The organism is Moorena sp. SIO4G3, from assembly GCF_010692305.1.
GTDB lineage: Bacteria > Cyanobacteriota > Cyanobacteriia > Cyanobacteriales > Coleofasciculaceae > Moorena > Moorena producens_A.
Genome location: NZ_JAAHIG010000061.1, coordinates 1 through 18630, shown reverse-complemented (window position 1 = coordinate 18630; position 18630 = coordinate 1). Strand labels below are relative to the sequence as shown.

Annotated in this window: 13 protein-coding genes and 1 pseudogene; 8 read left to right on the top strand and 6 right to left on the bottom strand. The window is 44.1% G+C overall.

Going from position 1 to position 18630, the window contains the following annotated elements:
* Positions 1-20: 20 nt before the first annotated feature.
* Complete coding sequence (locus F6J99_RS13870; protein ID WP_293113423.1) at positions 21-860, bottom strand: SDR family oxidoreductase; 840 nt, start codon at positions 858-860, stop codon at positions 21-23.
* Between the two features lie 1116 nt (positions 861-1976).
* Between F6J99_RS13870 and F6J99_RS13865 the strand changes: the two genes are divergently transcribed.
* Positions 1977-2531 carry a hypothetical protein gene (locus F6J99_RS13865; protein ID WP_293113422.1) on the top strand — a complete coding sequence of 185 codons (555 nt, stop codon included), beginning with the start codon at positions 1977-1979 and terminating at the stop codon, positions 2529-2531.
* Here F6J99_RS13865 and F6J99_RS13860 read toward each other — a convergent pair.
* Entirely contained in the window at positions 2505-2693 is a 189-nt protein-coding gene (locus tag F6J99_RS13860) for a hypothetical protein (protein ID WP_293113421.1), read from the bottom strand. The two genes, F6J99_RS13865 and F6J99_RS13860, sit on opposite strands and share 27 nt — an antisense overlap.
* Before the next feature lie 35 nt (positions 2694-2728).
* Here F6J99_RS13860 and F6J99_RS13855 point away from each other — a divergent pair, with 35 nt between their 5' ends.
* A complete protein-coding gene (locus F6J99_RS13855; RefSeq protein ID WP_293113420.1) occupies positions 2729-2962 on the top strand; it encodes a hypothetical protein in 234 nt (77 codons plus the stop codon).
* Positions 2963-3186: 224 nt separating this feature from the next.
* Here F6J99_RS13855 and F6J99_RS13850 read toward each other — a convergent pair whose 3' ends face one another.
* The gene (locus F6J99_RS13850; RefSeq protein ID WP_293113419.1) at positions 3187-4044 is read right to left on the bottom strand and encodes a hypothetical protein; all 858 of its coding nucleotides are present in this window, start codon (positions 4042-4044) and stop codon (positions 3187-3189) included.
* A 726-nt stretch (positions 4045-4770) separates the two neighbouring features.
* Here F6J99_RS13850 and F6J99_RS13845 point away from each other — a divergent pair.
* From F6J99_RS13845 to F6J99_RS13835, 3 genes and pseudogenes are all read left to right on the top strand, one after another.
* Positions 4771-5442 (top strand): annotated as a pseudogene (locus F6J99_RS13845) (ABC transporter substrate-binding protein); the annotation flags it as partial.
* A gap of 394 nt (positions 5443-5836) precedes the next feature.
* Positions 5837-6115 carry a type II toxin-antitoxin system RelE/ParE family toxin gene (locus tag F6J99_RS13840; protein ID WP_293075024.1) on the top strand — a complete coding sequence of 93 codons (279 nt, stop codon included), beginning with the start codon at positions 5837-5839 and terminating at the stop codon, positions 6113-6115.
* Between the two features lie 13 nt (positions 6116-6128).
* Positions 6129-6449 (top strand): HigA family addiction module antitoxin, encoded by a 321-nt coding sequence (locus tag F6J99_RS13835; RefSeq protein ID WP_293075021.1) that lies wholly within the window; start codon positions 6129-6131, stop codon positions 6447-6449.
* 161 nt (positions 6450-6610) lie between these two features.
* Here the strand turns inward: F6J99_RS13835 and F6J99_RS13830 are convergent, their stop codons facing one another.
* Entirely contained in the window at positions 6611-8173 is a 1563-nt protein-coding gene (locus F6J99_RS13830; RefSeq protein ID WP_293113418.1) for a TIGR04222 domain-containing membrane protein, read from the bottom strand.
* Between the two features lie 419 nt (positions 8174-8592).
* Here F6J99_RS13830 and F6J99_RS13825 point away from each other — a divergent pair, with 419 nt between their 5' ends.
* Together F6J99_RS13825 and F6J99_RS13820 are read left to right on the top strand one after the other, a co-directional pair.
* Positions 8593-11265: an ABC transporter substrate-binding protein gene (locus F6J99_RS13825; protein ID WP_293113417.1), complete on the top strand. Its 2673-nt coding sequence runs from the start codon at positions 8593-8595 to the stop codon at positions 11263-11265.
* A gap of 365 nt (positions 11266-11630) precedes the next feature.
* Positions 11631-12461 (top strand): methyltransferase domain-containing protein, encoded by an 831-nt coding sequence (locus F6J99_RS13820; RefSeq protein ID WP_293113416.1) that lies wholly within the window; start codon positions 11631-11633, stop codon positions 12459-12461.
* 628 nt (positions 12462-13089) lie between these two features.
* Here F6J99_RS13820 and F6J99_RS13815 read toward each other — a convergent pair.
* Both F6J99_RS13815 and F6J99_RS13810 read right to left on the bottom strand, forming a co-directional pair.
* Positions 13090-14724, bottom strand: a complete 1635-nt coding sequence (locus F6J99_RS13815; protein WP_293113415.1) for a dynamin family protein — start codon at positions 14722-14724, stop codon at positions 13090-13092.
* A gap of 929 nt (positions 14725-15653) precedes the next feature.
* Positions 15654-17528 (bottom strand): alpha-amylase family glycosyl hydrolase, encoded by a 1875-nt coding sequence (locus F6J99_RS13810; RefSeq protein ID WP_293113414.1) that lies wholly within the window; start codon positions 17526-17528, stop codon positions 15654-15656.
* Between the two features lie 379 nt (positions 17529-17907).
* Here F6J99_RS13810 and F6J99_RS13800 point away from each other — a divergent pair, with 379 nt between their 5' ends.
* Positions 17908-18552 carry a hypothetical protein gene (locus F6J99_RS13800; RefSeq protein ID WP_365973292.1) on the top strand — a complete coding sequence of 215 codons (645 nt, stop codon included), beginning with the start codon at positions 17908-17910 and terminating at the stop codon, positions 18550-18552.
* The last annotated feature ends 78 nt before the right edge of the window (positions 18553-18630 follow it).

The following is an 18630-nucleotide window of genomic DNA, read 5'->3' as shown; positions in this document are numbered from 1 at the left end:
ACCTTACGCAACTGTTGTGTTTAAATCAAGGTTTCGGCATGAATCAACTCATAACCAGCAACTTTAAGCTTCTGATTATGGACACGGGCGTTATTGGTTCGGAAGTTAGGTTGTGAGGAATCCCATAACACTTTGGGGAGATTGTAGCGATCGCATATTTCATCAGTCACCTCCCGCGTCGTGAGTTTGACGTCATTAACTAAGTTGTAGATACCTTGGGAACGATTTTGTCGGGCAAACTCCACGGCCTGAACAATGTCGTCTCGGTGAATCCAATTGATAAAGTTATCGCCACTGCCAGGAAGCGTCGTGCCAGCCAGTCGCTCAAACCGCTTGCTTAACTCACGACCGGGACCATAAATCCCCCCAAGGCGCAGAATACAGACGTTGCGATCGTCACTGCTTGCCCCTAATAAAATATGTTCCGTCAAAGACAAAACCCGACCATGTTCGTTGGCTGGAACGATAGGAGAATTTTCATCGACCCATGCCCCCTCTTGGTTACCGTAGACGGCGCAACTACTTAGGTAAATTACCTGCTTCACATTGGGATTATCTGCTAAAGCTGTTACCAAATTGCTGGCAGTGGGGATGTAGGTGGCTTCGTAGAGGTTGGCATCAACTTGCCTATTACTGATCGGCGCAATACTCAGCACAATAGTGTCCTGATCGATAAGCGCCGACTGCATCCCTTGGGGATCATCCCCTTTCATCACTACTACCTGTGAAGCAACTTCTTTCAGCTTTGCTACCCGTTCTTGGGTAGTAGTGGTAGCTGTCACCTGGTGACCCTGCTGGTGATGCCAAAAATTTGCTAGAGCTGTGCCAACATAACCGCAACCAATGATGGTAATATTCATAAGGTATACTCCGTAGGCATATCCGTAACAATTTCAAGAAAGCGAGTCTAAACCCCTCCCGAAACCGATCCGTTGGAGGAGTATTGAGTAGTGAGTATAGTGAGTGTAGATTGAGTGTTCAGTAGTGAGAATTACTCAATACCGAAAAACTCAGTAGATGCTTTGCTTTTGGTGGATAGGTTGTTTTCTATAGGCAGGCAAGGTTGAATATCTCAGCTGAGCTAGTCAAGCTGAAACTGTTCCCCGCTCTGAATTTAGGACTGATATCCTGACTTTAGGCTTGGACGGTAAGCGTCTTGCCTATGCTTGACTTCAACAGTTGAGCTGTTGGTTCCGGATTTAGAAACCTCAGATCAATCTGTCTAGGACTTTCTAATAGAATTCCCAGACGTTATGATTACCTCACAGTTTTGCCTCAATCCTGAACAGCTTTTGATTTCCCGATAGATATTGCTCCTGATCTAGATCACATGTACACAACCTGTTCTATTATATCAATTTTCCCCTAAATGTAAATATTTGTAAATGTAATGTAAAATACATTCGTTGCTGTGCTATAATGTCGTCAACTAACAGCGATTAGCCAAGGGTTGCACACCATCAGCCAAAAATCCTAAACGTTTCAAGTTGGGGAGAGTTCAAATCAGCGACTTACCCCAATTATTTGGGATCATGTGAGAGGAATGGTGGTAGAGTATTTGTGGTATTGCTACGGGGTTGAAATCGGTTCAACAGCTGAATCTCGATTGAGCGACTTGATCGCGAAATCTGTAACGTCGGCATATGCGCTACGCGCACGCTGCGCGAACAGGTGTGAGCCAAAAGCTCACGCTGTCTTGATGCAAAGCGCGAGTGGGGGAAACCACGGCAGTTGCTCATGGGGGAAACCCCCAAGACCGCACTGCCTCCCCAAGACCGCGCTGCATCGCTACTTGAGGTGCCGTCAGGCGTTGGCCGTAGACCAAGCTAAGGGAACAGCCGTGAGCTAAAGCTCACGCTGCGCGAACAGCTTATTTTATTCAAAAGCACCGATTGCGCTACGCCCACGCTGCTCTCTTGGGAACTTTTGTCCTGTACTGAGATTTACGCCTAGTCTTATAAAAGAAAAAGATCACCATGAAACCATATTTCTCTGCACTTTTAATCCTATCCACAGTAACCACAATGACTGGTTGCACGAACATTGGTGGTACGCCAAGGGCACAGGCTGCGCCATGCGAAAATCCTCTCACAAAAAACGATGTTCTAGCTGCACAGCAAAGCTGGGGCAAAGCCATTGTCGCCATTGGCAAGGCACAAAACCCAGAAGCAGAAGCACAAAGTACTCTTGACAGGCTTTATGCTTATGATCTTGGTACGGTTTTGTTCAAACCAACACTGGCCAGCGATGATCCGTTCAGAGGCACGGAGAAAGAGGCTTTGTCTTATTTTGTCGGCGGCAGCATCAGCGAAGATAAAGGTTTTGCTCTTGCGCCCTATAACAAAGTGCGCTTTGAGAATGAAGGAATTATTACCAACTGCGATACAGCCATGTCGATGGGTGAGTATTTTTTCACCAAAACAGACGGTAGCGAGATCAAGGTAGAATACTCTTTTGGTTATGTTCGCGATGAAAACGGTGATCTGAAAATCAATCTGCACCATTCATCTCTGCCGTATCAAGCAAAATAAGGGCGATTGACCGTAGGTCACGCTACGCGATTCGGCAAAGCCGACGCTACGCGAACGCACGTCTGACAAAAGTTGAGCTAGGTCTGGCGCTAGACTTTCCACCCATTGCTGTTGCTGGCTCGACTCTTTTGGCGGTTGAATCTCTTCTGGTGGTTGGGTCATTTCGGGTGCTGCTTTTATCTGTGATGCTTCAGATAATGCGCTCGGCTCTACAGGGGGCTGATTTGCTTCTGGCTTGGGCGTTTTGGGTACTGCTTCGCCATGATTGGGATTTGGGGATGGGATTCGGCAAAGCCGACCCTACGGGAACGCATCTGTTTTCATTCCCACTGATTATAGCGGTGCTCATAGTAACGAGGTACACAGGATTTTTTCCCACTTCCGACTTCCCTACTCCCCGACTCCCTGCTCCCTACTCCCTTTTTTTTTAATTGGAGCCATTTTGGCGACACAAACAGAGTAAACAGTATTGTAATTAAAGTATTGCTTAGTCTGTTTTTGTCCAAACACAACTTACCAGACCCAAGCTCTAGACACAAGTTACTAGCTCTCAGTCTGCGTTCAAGACAAGACCTTGCTCCCCTACCCCTCACCTCGGTAGGGGATTTATTTTGAGGTTAGCTGATCTGATCAGGCTGAATGGTTACGTTGATTCCTATTGCTTCTTTGGTGAACTTGCGGTTAAAAAGGTAATAAACGCCAGTAAAGCTAATACAGAAACTGGTTCCGGTACAGAAGTCTTAGGAGTCGCTTCGCCAAAAATCTGCACATTAATATCCGAAGACTTGTCCCAGCCGAAACCATTGCTATCGATGATATTAAGGAACTCACCTGAGGCATCAAACTGCAAGTAACGATTGTCAGCGCCATCCTGGGGGGAACCACTCAATGCTGCGTTGGAAGCATGGTTATACCAGGGATAGAAAATACCGAAATCAGGGATCTCACGACCAACACCCCGCACCCCAAAGTTATAGGTGGTACCGCCTTCGATAGTCCAGTTGAGATTGTTGAAATCCACTTGCCAAATATTGACGAAATCACCAAAGTTATCGTACATCGAGCCAGCAGCATCTAGGTAAGGGACTTGGGTGATGGTAATATCTGGGTTGCTGGTGACGTTACTGTTAGGGTCTAAGGTTGCACTGGCCAACGGAGAAATATCATCCTCAGCGGCAAGACCTGTCAACAGAGTCAAGCTCTCAAACCAATCCCCCAAGTTGTCTGGGTCACCAATACTCAAACCAGGTACCATCCAAGTGCGGATGGTATCGATAAAAAAGGTGTCTTCTACATTGCCGATAGTGAAATCATCACCAGAGAAGCCCTGGTTCTGGGCATCTGTAGTCCAACGGAGATTACTGCGGTTTGCTCCAGAAACATTATTGAGATTTTCTGTGGGTAGTCCCCGGTCAAACAACATTTCAGCTTGTGCGTTGGACGTGTAACCTAGCATCACAGCAGAAGCAGTGGCAAAAACTACTCCAACTTTGGCGAGAGTTGACGTAAACATAGAATTAATAGTTCTAAACTTATAAGGTTGACGATGGTTTAGATTGCTCCAGATATCCAATAGTGAAAAGAAAATTAGTTTAAATTGGTAATTATTAATTTTAAATTGGGAATTGGGGATTGTAATTTTTGATTTTTTTATATGCCTTTTCCCTTCCCCTTTTTGCTTGCGGGAATGTTATGATAGGGGTTAGCAAGAAACTGGCGTGGTTTCCACGGGGCTTACAAGGTCCACCCACGCGACCCACACAGATCCATGCGCCATGAGCGACTGCATCAAGACAATGACATAAAATGACGACATCAAAATCCTAGAAGCCTTAAATATTCTTTCCTTGGCCAGTTTCTGATGTCGTAAGTTGAGAACTTATATATACATGGTGGCAAAGCAATGTTTGCAATCGGGTTTGCCTAATGTATGAGATCTCGAAGAATTACGGAGGATGGTTGATTGTGATTCGCCGTTAACCAGGCGTTGCTGAATTAAGGAATGAATGCGCGATTATCTGGTTTTATTAAAGCCCCCGTTGGTCCCCCAACTTTGCGGTGCGACCCAAGGGCGATTTACTCGCCACGAGGCGCGCACCGGAATGGACTTTAAGAGTTTTGTTCCCCCCAGAATTGGGGGGCTAGGGGGGCGGAACCATACCCATAATCAGCAACACCAAATTATTTTGTTAAAAATGGTCACCAAAAAGCGGCTGGTTTTTATAATCCTCGCAGTCCATTTACTCACTCGTTATGGCAGGAATTTAAACAGCAGTTTACTAAGCAAGGAGGAGAAATCGTCAATATCAAACACTATAATATATCTAAGCAGAACTTTAATGCTAAGCAAGCCATAGAGGAAATCCGACAAACCCAGGACACAGCTATTGTTTTAATTCCCGATGGTCAAGTCACCAATGCTTTGACTAATGCTATCGATATGATCAAGGAAAACAATGGTGGTAATGTGATAGTGGGTTCCTGGGGACTAGCCAGGCCAAAAACACTAGCACTTGAAAATCCCGATCTATTCGAGAACCTTGTGGTGTCTGTGCCCTGGCATCACCTAAACAGTGCTAACCCGCAAGTTAATCAAGATGCTCAAACCTTATGGGGAAAATCTAATTCCTTAACTGCCTGGTCTGCTTTAGCCTATGATGCAACTCGTGTGTTGATTACGGCTATCGAAAAACAGAAGAATCCCACACGTATTGGTATGCAGAAAACCTTGAGAAGTCCTGATTTTAGTGCTGATGGGGTAACGGGAAAAATTGAGTTTGAACCCTCTAACGGTAATCGTAATAATCCCTCACGAATCTTAGTGCATGTGGTGCCTTGTCCTAACCAGGAGCATGGGTTAGAGTTTGTGCCCCTTGAGTATTCTTCTTGTGATTACAAACAGCAAGAATAAGGTTGGGATTGCTGAAGTTTTTAATAAGGAACTTCGGCTCAAAGGGAAGAGTGTAGTGGGTGCATCTCATTTTTGTTGTTTGACAAGGTGGTGCGTTACGGGGCGGGCTGTCTAAACCCTGGCGCTTGATCGGAAAGCGATGCAGCGCGGTCTTGGGGGTTTCCCCCACTCGCTATTGCATCAAGACAATGAGGCCCTCCCTAACACACCCTACGCAACTTTTTTACAAATATGAGATGCACCCAGTGTAGTCATAGGACGGGCGGCTGATCAGGGTAATAGTTAATTGCTCTGACTTAAGGAGAAAAAAGTATTTGCATCTTCGAGGGTTGACAACTGCAGCGATACCCTGTATTCCATGTTGCAGGACAACGGAAAACGGAATATACTATTGATGATACAATCATTTCGCTGCAAAGATACTGAACGGCTTTTCAAAAACTACAGCGTCTCTCGATTTGCAAATTTCCGAACATCTGCTCTCAGGAAGCTTAAAATGCTTAATGCCGCCTATGACCTAAAAGACTTGCGGGTTCCACCAGGTAATAGACTAAAGGCTTTAAAGGGTGATCGCCAGGGTCAGTACAGCATTAGAATCAATGACCAGCATCGAGTCTGTTTCAGGTGGGAAAATGGAGATGCCTATGACGTTGAGATTGTGGATTATCACTAATTACTAAAAACTAATGACTACAAAACTTACCCCTATTACTCCCGGTGAAATTCTTCTAGAAGAATTTATCAAACCACTAGGCATCAGCGAGAATCAACTGGCTCAGGATATCCATGTACCCGTAACACGGATCAATGGCATCGTAAACGGCAAAAAAACTATTACTACAGATACGGCTCTGAGACTGGCCAGATATTTCGGTACTACTGCCCAATTTTGGTTGAACCTCCAGCAGCATTATGAGCTTGAACTAGCGGAGGCAACCCTGGCTGATCAGATTTTAAATACGATCAAGCCACTCGCTTCTATTGCGTCAAATGAATATGAAACTTAAGCAAATTATAACGCTGGGCACAGGGAATAGGGAATAGGAGAACACAAAGATAACGATCAACTACAGCGATTCTGTGGTTGGATGAGGTACATACCAAATTTCTTTGACCTAGTAGGGCTGATCGAGATGTACCTCACAGTCGCCGGAACCGCTATAACGCTTTAACCACCGCAGCCACCACAGCCACCACCGCAGCCACCACCACAGCTGCTACCGCCACCGCAGCTACTGCCACCACCGCAGCTACTGCCACCACAGCCACTGCTACTGCAACCACTGCTACTGCTACTGCTACTGCTACTGCTACTGCTATTACCAGAATTGCTGGGAGGATTAAATACTTTTCGCAAGTCTTCTAGACCATATTGGCTCAAAACTGTAGTACCAAATAGAGCAAATGCCAGGGTTAGTTGAGAATTGTCTTTAGGGTTTTGTAGCATCCCATGGGTAGCTCTTAGGTTGTCTAATACAGTATCGCCGTAACCACTACGGTTTACTGGTTCAACCAGAAAGAACAAACCCATGATTGCTGTCATGAAGCACAGTATGATCAGGAAACCGACTGGCTTATCTCGCGAAATGCCTACTATAATCTTGGTGATTCCTAGGAGCAAGACCGCAAACAGAAGAAGTGCGGGATATTGCTGGGCTAATTTGGCTTGGTCTTCTGTAAGTAAGAGATTTAGATTGGTTAAGCGATCGCGTATTTGGTCTGTAGCGGATGCAGCGGATGCTCTAATTTGAGTTATAGTCTGACCAGTTCTAGCACCAATGTCAATTTTCAACTCAAGGGGATCATTTTTGTAAACCAAAGGATTCACTAATTCTAGCCCTCGGTATTCAGGCACAGGTTGTAAATGTTGCTCCTGCACAAGGTTAACGATGGCTGTATCGATGGCTCGCTCTTTACCTCCAACTAAATAGGCTGTCTCATAGGGATCGAGAGAGATGGATTTCCCCTCAGGATCGGAAGGTGGTTGTAGTAGATACCAACGTAAACCGTAGGCCAAGACTACCGCAGCACTTACTAGAACTAGATAAAACCCGAGAAATAATGGTCCTGTAAAATTAAGTGGGTTTGCGCTATTGACTAAGGCTAATGACTCACAACCTGTGATTGTTACTGTCAAAACGAACAATAGGAAAACAATCGCGTATTGGTTGAGGCTGAAGTTGGGGAGTGAGTCTAAACTAAGCTGAGGCAAACTAAACTTAGGTAAACTAACTTTAGGCAAATTAACTTTAGGTAAAATCCAGTGCTGCTGAGGGTTTACCCTCACAAAATTGACATCCTGACTAACATGAAGATCAGCAGGTGCCCAAATATCTACTGGTGGCGCTTCCCCAAAGAAATAGTGATAGCTGGCTAGGGTTTTACTGTACCAATCGTCGAATTTAGACTTTTCACTGGCACCACCACCACTAGGCAGATGATGAAAGGGGGTTTGTAGAATGTTTGGGCAAAATTCCCCCCAGTAAGAATGGGTATAGGTTAAGTGTAGATGCCACACTTGATCTACTGGGTCAGAAGGGGAGACGGAATGGTCAGCTACTACTGCTAGAAACGCAAATTTCTTGTATTCTTCAATTACCCGCTCAGTGTAGTTAAGACTCCACTGATTTTCCCGAGCTAGTCGCTTGCTAAAGGGAAATTTGGCATCAGGGTCATCTAAAGAAAATGCCTGAAGGCGTTGATAGAGTTGGGTTTGTTGAAGGTTCATCATTGTTTGTGTTTTCCTTGACAATGCTAGTTACCTGAATCTACCCATATATTTCTATTCAGCCCAAAAATAAGGTTTTATGAAAACGTGTTTTGATTTTGCGAACGCGCCCCGCGTGGCCGTAGGCCAGGTGGGGGAATGCGTCGCGATTTTGTTCAAATAAATGTGAAGATAGTTTAAATATTTCTGGATAATATCAAAAATATGGTATAGTCCATATACTACAAAGTATGCTAGTTGCCTGAATCCCATAGCCCCATAACTCAAAGCGCTGCTTGACTGACAATTCTTAGGATTAAAATTCCTAGTAAATCCTGAGGGAGTAACAGCGCTAATCATCAACATGCAAATTTTCGTAAGTCAATCAGAGTCAAGCAGACTCCTGTAGCTTATTGGATCTGGCAATCTACCAAAATACGGCAATGAATAGAGTAGTTATTTTAACACTAGATGGTGACCTAGATAGTGGAATTCGAGTCACTTTGACATGGGGAACAACAGACAAGTCAGCTGAAGGAAAAATTATGAGTCGGTTGGCTCCAAACCCCGAAATTTATCAACTATACACCGATTGGCAGAAAGGATATCGTAATTTAGAGTATTTTTACCGAAACCCCCGCTTAACTCCCAAAGGACTGTACATCTCTTCGGTTAAATCCTGTGAGCAATTGGTTGACGAGTTAAGGAACACTATTAACCAATGGCTGAATTCTAGATCGGATGGCTTTGACCAGATCAGAAATCAATTAACAACTGAGTTAAGCCGTCATCGCGATACTCGGGTATTGATTCAGACCGATAATCCTCAGCTTCAACGATTACCATGGCACCTCTGGGATGTATGGGAAAATAATCATGACTCCGTTGAATTTAGTTTAATTCCCTTGGAATACCAGCCAACTCCAGAAACTAAACTGAGAAATCGAGTCAGACTATTAGCCATTCTTGGTAACAGTGACGGAATTGATATCGAAACCGACCGCAACTATTGGCAGCAAGTCTCTAGCTTAGACTCATCCTCTTGCTTTCTAGTAGAACCGACACGAGAGGAGTTAGACCAAAAACTTTGGGAAAAAGAAGGCTGGGATATTCTGTTTTTTGCTGGTCATAGTTATAGCGAATGTAATGATGAAACCGGTCGAATTTATATTAATCAGGAAGACAGTATTCTCATTAATGAGTTAATCCCAGCTCTCAAGCAAGCCATTAAAAACGGCTTGAAGCTAGCTATATTTAATAGCTGTGATGGCTTAGGTTTAGCTAATGCTCTAGCTAAATTACAAATGCCACAAGCGATTATTATGAAAGAGCCAGTGCCCGATGAAGTTGCCCAGACTTTTCTCAGGTTCTTTCTGGAAGAATTTTCTCAAGGAAAGTCTCTCCAGAAGGCAGTTAAACTAGCACGCAAAAGACTGCATTATCTAGAGAATCGATTAGAGAAAAAATTACCCTACGCCACCTGGTTACCAGTAATTTATCACCATCCTAAAGCACAACCTTGGAGTTGGCCAGTGTCACGATCCTTAGTAAACCCTTGGATAAAATTAGCCTTAGCCACTGTTGCACTCTTTGGCATTTACGGAATTTACAAAATTGCAACAGAGCCTAACCCACTAGGAGATAAGATTAGTTCTGGGGAAGAGATACTGGATACAACCTCTGCTCCACGTTTCAAGCAACGGGGTGTTGAATTTGTAGCAGAATGTCAGACTTCCTGGAGAGATAATTTAGCCATTTTTAGTCAAAAAACTTGGCAACGATGGCAGAGGTGTTGGTGGACAAAATCTAACTATAAAAAAGCTGGTGATTTATTTTTAAAATCCTGGCAAGAGGAAGACAAAGACCCAGAAACGTTAATTTATCTGAATAATGCCCTCTTAGAGGCTACTAAATCCGATTACTATACCATTGCTGTGGCGGTGCCCATCGTTAGGAACAACAATGGCTCTGTCAAAAATCGGCAGCTAGCTCAAAAAATTATTCGAGGAATCGCTCACGCTCAAATAGAAGTTAACTTAGACCTTTTTCAGGATAATGACAAACTCCCTAACAACTTTATTGAAAAGTTACCAGGAAAGGATGTTATAAACGGTAAATCAATCAAGGGTAAGGGTCTCAAAGTTATTATTGCTGATGATGCCAATATCCCCTCAGAAGCGATCCAAAGGGCAAAAGCAATAGTCAAGGAACGGGATATCCTAGGGGTAGTTGGTCACTATGCTAGTGATATGACTATGGAAACGGTGGATATTTATAATAGTAATAAGCTAGTGTTAATCTCCTCTGGCTCCACAACGGAAGAATTAACAGAGCACCCTAGAAAATTTTTCTTTCGGACGGTACCTACCGCTAAAATTTCAGCCCAATATTTGGTTGATTATTTGGTTGACATTGGTTACCAAAAAGCGGCAGTTTTTTATAATCCTCGCAGTCCATTCACTCACTCGTTCTGGCAAGAATTTAAACAGGAGTTTACTAACCAAGGAGGAGAACTTGTCGATATCGAACACTATGATATATCTAAGCCCAACTTTAACCCTAAGCAAGCAATAGAGGAAATTGGGAAAACCCAGGACACAGCTATTGTTTTAAATCCTGATGGTCAAGTCACCAATGCTGTCACTAATGCTATTGATATGATCAAGGAAAACAATGGTGGTAATGTGATAGTGGGTTCCTCGGGAATCGCCAGGTCAAAAACACTAGCACTTAAACAGCCCGATCTATTCGAGAACCTTGTGGTGTCTGTTTCCTGGCATCACCTAAACAGTGCTAACCCACAAGTTAATCAAGATGCTCAAACCTTATGGGGAAAATCTTTTAATTCCTTAACTGCCTGGTTTGCTTTAGCCTATGATGCAACTCGTGGGTTGATTACGGCTATCGAAAAACAGAACAATCCGACACGCATTGGTATCCAGAAAACCTTGAGAAGTCCTGATTTTAGTGCGGAGGGGGTAACCGGAAAAATTGAGTTTGAACCGTCTAACGGTAATCGTAAGAATCCCTCACAAATCTTAGTCCATGTGGTGCCTTGTCCCAACCATGAGTCTGGGTTAGACTTTGTGCCCCTTGAGTATTCTTCTTGTGATTAAAAGCATTAAGATATTAGCTATAAGCTATCAGCTATCAGCTCTCAGCTATCAGCTCTCAGTTATCAGCTATCAGCTCTCAGTTATCAGCTCTCAGTTATCAGTTATCAGCTATCAGCTCTCAGTTATCAGCTATAGCAATTCTATATCCCATAAGGTACAAATTGATCCCCCATTATCCCCCTTAATAAGGGGGACTTTGAGATTGAAAAGCGTACCTCATAACTGCGATAAACGCTAGATCAGTTATCAGCTATCAGCTATCAGCTATCAGCTATCAGTCATTCGCGTAGCGTGGCCAACGGCCAAGGCTGACGGCTGACAGCTGACAGCTTATGCTAACATTAACTATAAAGATACAAAATCAGATGAGCAATAATCTTGAGCTAAGTGAGTTCAAACAAGAAGTTGCTACTATCTATGATAACAGGAGTAATTCTTACGATAAGGGGGATTTCCATCCTCGGCTTGCGAATTCTCTAATCGAACATGTTGATATCAGACCTGGACAAAAAATCTTGGACATTGCTACAGGAACTGGCTTAGTTGCTATTGAAGCAGCAAAACGGGTTGGTGAGGATGGTCGAGTGGTGGGAGTAGATATTTCTACGGGTTTACTCAATCAAGCTCAACGCAAGATCTCCGCAGCAGGGTTGACTAATATTGAGCTAATCGAAGCTGATGCTGAGACCTTAAACTTTCCTAACAACAGTTTCGACAGAGTGTTATGTTGTTCAGCCCTGCCTTTAATGACTAACGTTCCTGCGGATCTACGCTTATGGAAACGTTTTCTGGTACCAGGAGGCTTAATTGGGTTATGTGTCTTTGCCAACACTGCTTTTACTACTGGCTTTATTCTCCAGAACGTTGCCCAAAGGTACGGAGTTTCATTGATATTTAGCGATGTGACAGGAGATGAAGAAAAATGCTACTCGTTGCTCACAGCAGCAGGCTTTGACGATATTAAAATTAAGTGCGAGCAATTTGGCAGCTACATTACTATAAGTGACGTAGAAGGCAACTGGGACGGTAGCTTAAAACATCCCCTTTGTTGGCCATTGCAGCAACTAGAGCCAAAACAATTAGAACAAGCTAAGGCTGACTACGTGGCCGAAATTAATGCTTTAGTCACCGACAAAGGTATTTGGAATGATATTACTACATTTTTTGTAAGCGGACGTAATATCAAGTCTGGTTGAATACCCATAATTAAGGGGCGGGGGCGCGGGGAGATGGGGAGATGGGGAGATGGGGAGATGGGGAGATGGGGAGATGGGGAGATGGGGAGATGAGGAGATGGGGAGATGGGGAGATGGGGAGATGGGGAGATTTTTTATTAAGGGTAATTATCCCGACATGATATAAGAAGCTTGAAAATTCTAAATTCTAAATTCTAAATTCTTCATTCTAAATTCTAAATGCTACTTGGTGGTGCGTTACGGGGCGGGGTATCTCAATACTGGCCCTCGAAGTGGAAAATTAGGGCGAGCCCGCCCCTAACGCACCCTACGCATTTATACTTGGTGGTGCGTTACGGGGCGGGGTATCTCAATACTGGCCCTCGAAGTGGAAAATTAGGGCGAGCCCGCCCCTAACGCACCCTACGCACTTATACTTGGTGGTGCGTTACGGGGCGGGGTATCTCAATACTGGCCCTCGAAGTGGAAAATTAGGGCGAGCCCGCCCCTAACGCACCCTACGCACTTATACTTGGTGGTGCGTTACGGGGCGGGGTATCTCAATACTGGCCCTCGAAGTGGAAAATTAGGGCGAGCCCGCCCCTAACGCACCCTACATTCTTCATTCTAAATTCTTAATTATAAATTCTTAATTCAATTTCTCTAAAACACTATTTAATAACTGTAGCTGATAAATCTGGCTGCTGGTATCCTGTGGTTGTTGATTTGTTGGCAAACTAATCACTTTCTCTGCCTTGGCTTGATACTGACGCACCATGGAGAAAGCGTCATTACTGAAACAAGTCAGATAATCCTTAGCTGCATCACTTAAGGCTTGGGCTACTTGATGGTCATAAGAGTCAGCGGATGAATCTGACTTATTTTTCTTTGCCCCTTTACTGAGGATATAGCTAGCTCCTCCAGCCATAGCTGCGCCCACTTTACCTTTTAAAGCCAAACGGATTCCAGTAGAAAGAGCAATTGGGATAACTTTCTTTAACTCCTCGGAAGAGTCGGGAGGCTCAGGTATAATAACTTGGGGAGTATCGGGAACGGAAATGATTAGCTTACCAGGGGACTGATGCTCAAAAAACTCACAAGCTTTATCAACCCATTCCTGGATTGCTTCTTGATATCCATCAATGTCTTGTTGGAATTGTGCTTGCCAAGGGTTAAATTCCCCTTGCTGAAGTGCTGTCACAAGTTTCGATTGATAGCGTTCTAACAGTTTGGGCAAATAGAGCCAACTCTCGAAATCAGAAACAGCGGCTTGGAATCCTTGTTTAATCAATTTCTGGGCTTTTTGTTGTAGCTCAAGCTTAGCCTGATGCTTCTCTTTGGCACTTTCTAATTCTGAGTTGATGACTTGGATTTTAGACTGTAGTGCTGCTTTAACTTGAGTTGCGATCGCATCCACACGATCCAGACGAACCGTTGTCTTTTCCCGTTGAGCAGCTACCATACTTTGCAGTGCTGATTCAAACATCGCCAATCCCGTGGTGTGTGCTTGATCAGATAATCCTTTTAGTCTAGCTCTCAAAGCCGGTAAGGCATCAACTCGATACAAGTTACTAAGGGTATTCGGTAATTCCGACCGAAAACTTTCCGCTACAAACCGTAGCCTAGTCTGGACTTCTTTTTGCTGATCAGGTTCCAATAAATTCAGGAAATTGACCACAAAAACAACAGTCTTGATTCCTCTATCTATTAACCAATCTCTCAGGTTTTCCCGCTCACCCAAGGTCATCAACTGGCGACCATCCAGCACTTGAACTACTAAATCTGCCGTTAGCAGTTGGTCGCGCACTAATTTATCCTGAGCTTCCCGGTCATTTGTTCCTGGTAAATCCAGAAATTCTACACCAGTTTTTAGGAAGGGATGGGGACAGTAAACCTCTACCGAAGCGACATCAGAGCGCATACACCGTTGCTCATCTAAGATAGCATAGCGCTTGAGGACCTCTGTGCTATTTTCACTAATTTCTGTGCCATCAGTGAGGGTAATTCGAGTATGCAATTCTTCTCCATATCGGATATGAATCGCAGCCCCTGTAGTGGGAATTAGACCAATGGGCAGAGTCCGCTTTCCTAGCAAAGCATTGAGCAAGGTGGATTTTCCATAATTAAACGGACCAAAGACAGCAATCCGAAATGTGGGATTTTCTAGATGGTCGCACAGGGCAATTACATCCTTTCGCAAGGGTGAGTCTTGCTCCAAATCAAGCAGACCGATAGCAGACCTAAGAGAATTAGCAACAGACTGATAGATTTGCTGATCTTCCATGATAAGTTGTGTTAATTAATTGGTCTGTGCTTCGACTCCTCGACTTGAACCCAGCACTAAGCACGATAGCAAATACAGTATAGCCAAAAAAAAATAGAGAGTCGTTGGTGTGACTCTCTTAATCATCAGGGTGCATCTACTGATCTAAGTATAGCAAGATAAATGTGGGGTGCAACCCCTCACCCCTTTTCCAAAGCAAAATGTTACAAAACTTAATAGTTTGGTGAGGCTTAATGATTGGGATGAAGGGTACGCACTGCTTCAAACCTATCACTTCAAATATGTAAAGAACTCTTAAGACATCTCAAAAAAAAATAAGAGAGCCGTTGGTGTGACTCTCTCGATCATCAGGGTGCATCTACTGATCTAAGTATAGCAAGATAAATGTGGGGTGCAACCCCTCACCCCGTTCCCAAGGCAAAATGTTACAAAACTTAATAGTTTGGTGAGGCTTAATGATTGGGATGAAGGGTATGCACCGCTTAAAACCTATCAATTCAAATACTTAAAGAACTGTTAAGGCATCTCAAAAAAAAATAGAGAGCCGTTGGTGTGACTCTCTTGATCATCAGGGTGCATCTACTGATCTAAGTATAGCAAGATAAATGTGGGGTGCAACCCCTCATCCCTTTCCCAAAGCAAAATGTTACAAAACTTAATAGTTTGGTGAACCTTAATGATTGGGATAAAACGTACGCACTCCCAAAGCAACCACCAGTTGACTTGAAACCCTTGAAAGCCTTGACTTCAATCACCATTAGAACGTTTCAGCTATCTCAAAAAAAAATAGAGAGCCGTTCGTGTGACTCTCTTGATCATCAGGGTGTATCTACTTGATCTCAGTATAGCAAAATAAATGTGGGGGGTAACCCCTCACCCCTTTAAGCCAGCAAAATGTTATAACAATTAAGAATTTTCAGGTAGAATACCTAGGCCAAAATCATCATGCCGCTAGGGGGTAAGTCAATCCTGACCGTTGCCCTACCCTGGTCATGTTGAACCATTACGGTTTGATTCTGGGGTGGATGGCGTAATTGAGAGTTACTCCAGTAACTGTTGTAGAGCAGAGTAAGGGTTGAGCCGTGGGGGTGTAGTGAGGCATCAATGGTGATGTATGCACCCCGGTTTTCAGTGCCATGGGTGTTTAAAACCAGCAGAATTTCTTGATTGTAGAGAATCCTTGACCAAGCAATTAATTCTCCAGCATCAGGAATAGCAAAAGGTTTGCCGAGATAGGAGGTTTCTCGGAGGTATTGACGGCCCCCACGCAGGGTTTTGCCAATCAGGTCTTGTCGATTCCGGAGGTTTGCGATCGCAGAAATTCTGAGATAAGTGGGATGGTCTGAGTCAAAGAAGTGACAGCCACTGGTTTCAAATGCTCCAAAGCTACCCCCAAACATCGATTCACGAATATAGCGATCGCTATTGGAAATGTTGCCATACTCATTGATTGGTTCAACACTAGGGTCATGGCGGTTTTCTGTGCCATCAAAGGCTTGTTCAGTACCGTAATAGATACAGGGTATACCCAACGTGGTCAGTTGCACCCCTACCGCATGGGCTATTTGCTGGTATTTACTGGGAATAGAGTTATTAGCAGCAAAGCGATGTTTGCGATCGCGTCCAACCATATCATGGTCATCTAAGATCGAAACATGATACCGTCCCGTTTCCCGGTGGCTACCAAGGATATTATGATCCTCAAATTGACCAAAAAACTCCCTAGGCGCTGTTAATCCTTTTACCATCTGTGCTAATCGCTTTGTGGGTTCCCCAATATCAAGCACAGCATCCAAGTTGCGACCAAATACTTCCAGGTAGTTGCGGGACATATGAGCCCCATCCGTTACTTCTCCCAACAGTAGGATGTTATCCTTACCAATCGATTCCGCATATTCCCGGATAGCACCACAAAAACTACGGGAAACTTGCCAAGGAATATGCTTAACGGTATCAATGCGAAATCCGTCGCAGTCACTTAGGGCAATCCAGTATTGATAGACTTTAATAATCCCTGCTAAGACTTCCGGTTTAGCGAGATTAATGTCTTTTAAATCAAAGAAATCCCCTCGGCGAAATTCTAGATCTGGATGCAGTTTATCTTCCCAAGGGTCTGCACCCCATTCGTTAATATGACCAGCACGAGTGTACCAATCCATGTTTTGAAATTCTTGAGGCCATACCCCATCAATTTCTGTAGTGATTTTGGGAATTGCTTTACCCGTGCCAGAACGCCAACTATGAAATGGATAGGGGGGTTCAAAACGGTAGGGAAGGGTAGCCTGAGGATTATCATTCTCGTCTTTGTAGAAAAAGTTATTCCCACTGTGGTTATAAATGATGTCTAAGATCACATACATTTCCCGCTCATGGGCAGCATCTACTAAATCCCGTAAATCCTGACGGCTGCCAAATCGGGGGTCAACCTCTAGGAAATTTTGAATCCCGTAGCCGTGATAGGTGTCTAGTTCAATCCGTTGTCGCCAAACTGGACCAATCCAAAGGGTAGTGACACCTAATTGTTTCAAGTAGTCCAATTTACTTTCGATTCCCTTGAGGGTACCCCCTTGAAACCGTTTTCCCTGGCTCATCCAGTCACCTTTATGTTTGGCTTTAAATTGGTTTGGATTACTACGGTCAAACTGTTTCCGTTCTGCTTCTAACCCATCACTGAATCGGTCAGGTAGCAGAAAGTATAGAATCTGGTCTCGCCAAGTAATCGGACTGGGATAAACATTGCCCCTCGGTTGCAGGTTAGCCTCAGCGAGGGTTTGGGGGGAGCATGGTTCAACTGGAGTGGACACGATGGAAACCTTTGGTGAATCGATGTTCGTTTCTTTAACGGTATACACCAGTTGATAATTACATTCCGCAAAAGATCAGTGGGAATCGGGAGTGGGGAATCGGGAATCGGGAGTCGGGAGTCGGGAAGTTAGAAGTTAGAAGTTAGAAGTTAGAAGTTAGAATTTGGAGTCGGGAATCGGGAGTAGTTATGCAGCGCTGTTAAAAACCTTGAAAGGAAGCCAGCCAAAGGCTAGAATGTGAAGATTAGATCCAATAAATTACTATACAGCCTGGTACCTGTATAATAGAAATCTAGAATCCGCTCCGGCAACTACAGCCACACTCAGCCGAGACCACTTCTCCAAAGTCCGACTATACGGAACTAGGAGCAACTTAAGTATGGCAAAACCCAGGTACGACAAAGACGAAAACAAGTCACGCCATGCAGCAGCGGATCAGGACTGCTGCGAGGAAATGGCACAGAAATATGGCTGGCAATTGGTTGATATTGAGGAAACAGGTAACCCCATTCTTGAAGTCGATTGTGTGTTTGAAGGAAAAACTGAATTTCCTTGCGTCCTATTACGACACCGAACAGGAGCAAGACTAATGCGTAAATGGATTGTATTTCGTGCTGAAAAGCGTCAACCCGGATGGAAAGAGCGCAAATATGCTCACTCTGGCTCTCTGACGAAAACTTTATTCGAGCATTACGACTGCTCCGACAAGGCGCTGCCTGAACCGGGATACCGTCCGCCAGAGTTTATTCGAGTTGATCAGTTTGTTGATCCTAACTATCCAGATTCATCAACCCATTACCGTCAAAGCGATTGGGAAGTTACACGGGTTGAAACCTACACACCAGATATCCCAGTTGACATGGATTTCGATATGGTTGTAATTTGCTACTGCAAACACAGTCCCATCAAAGCCCCTCTCAAGCCAATGCCAGAGCGCCAAATCTCTGTCGATTCATTTGCTGGGGATAAGGATGCTTATCAAAATCTAAACGCTGAAAACCCCGTGTCTTTAGACCGGGGATGAAAGCGAATAGCGGCTTTAGCCGCCTGTGAGAAATATTCTGAAAAAATCCGAAATTTTATTCTAGGTGCTGTAGAATAA

Coding starts and splice junctions, on each gene's coding strand:
- F6J99_RS13860 (WP_293113421.1), bottom strand. CDS start 2,693: ATGACCCAACCACCAGAAGAGATTCAACCGCCAAAAGAGTCGAGCCAG.
- F6J99_RS13840 (WP_293075024.1), top strand. CDS start 5,837: ATGATACAATCATTTCGCTGCAAAGATACTGAACGGCTTTTCAAAAAC.
- F6J99_RS13865 (WP_293113422.1), top strand. CDS start 1,977: ATGAAACCATATTTCTCTGCACTTTTAATCCTATCCACAGTAACCACA.
- F6J99_RS13820 (WP_293113416.1), top strand. CDS start 11,631: ATGAGCAATAATCTTGAGCTAAGTGAGTTCAAACAAGAAGTTGCTACT.
- F6J99_RS13835 (WP_293075021.1), top strand. CDS start 6,129: ATGACTACAAAACTTACCCCTATTACTCCCGGTGAAATTCTTCTAGAA.
- F6J99_RS13815 (WP_293113415.1), bottom strand. CDS start 14,724: ATGGAAGATCAGCAAATCTATCAGTCTGTTGCTAATTCTCTTAGGTCT.
- F6J99_RS13825 (WP_293113417.1), top strand. CDS start 8,593: ATGAATAGAGTAGTTATTTTAACACTAGATGGTGACCTAGATAGTGGA.
- F6J99_RS13850 (WP_293113419.1), bottom strand. CDS start 4,044: ATGTTTACGTCAACTCTCGCCAAAGTTGGAGTAGTTTTTGCCACTGCT.
- F6J99_RS13870 (WP_293113423.1), bottom strand. CDS start 860: ATGAATATTACCATCATTGGTTGCGGTTATGTTGGCACAGCTCTAGCA.
- F6J99_RS13800 (WP_365973292.1), top strand. CDS start 17,908: ATGGCAAAACCCAGGTACGACAAAGACGAAAACAAGTCACGCCATGCA.
- F6J99_RS13855 (WP_293113420.1), top strand. CDS start 2,729: ATGCGCTCGGCTCTACAGGGGGCTGATTTGCTTCTGGCTTGGGCGTTT.
- F6J99_RS13830 (WP_293113418.1), bottom strand. CDS start 8,173: ATGATGAACCTTCAACAAACCCAACTCTATCAACGCCTTCAGGCATTT.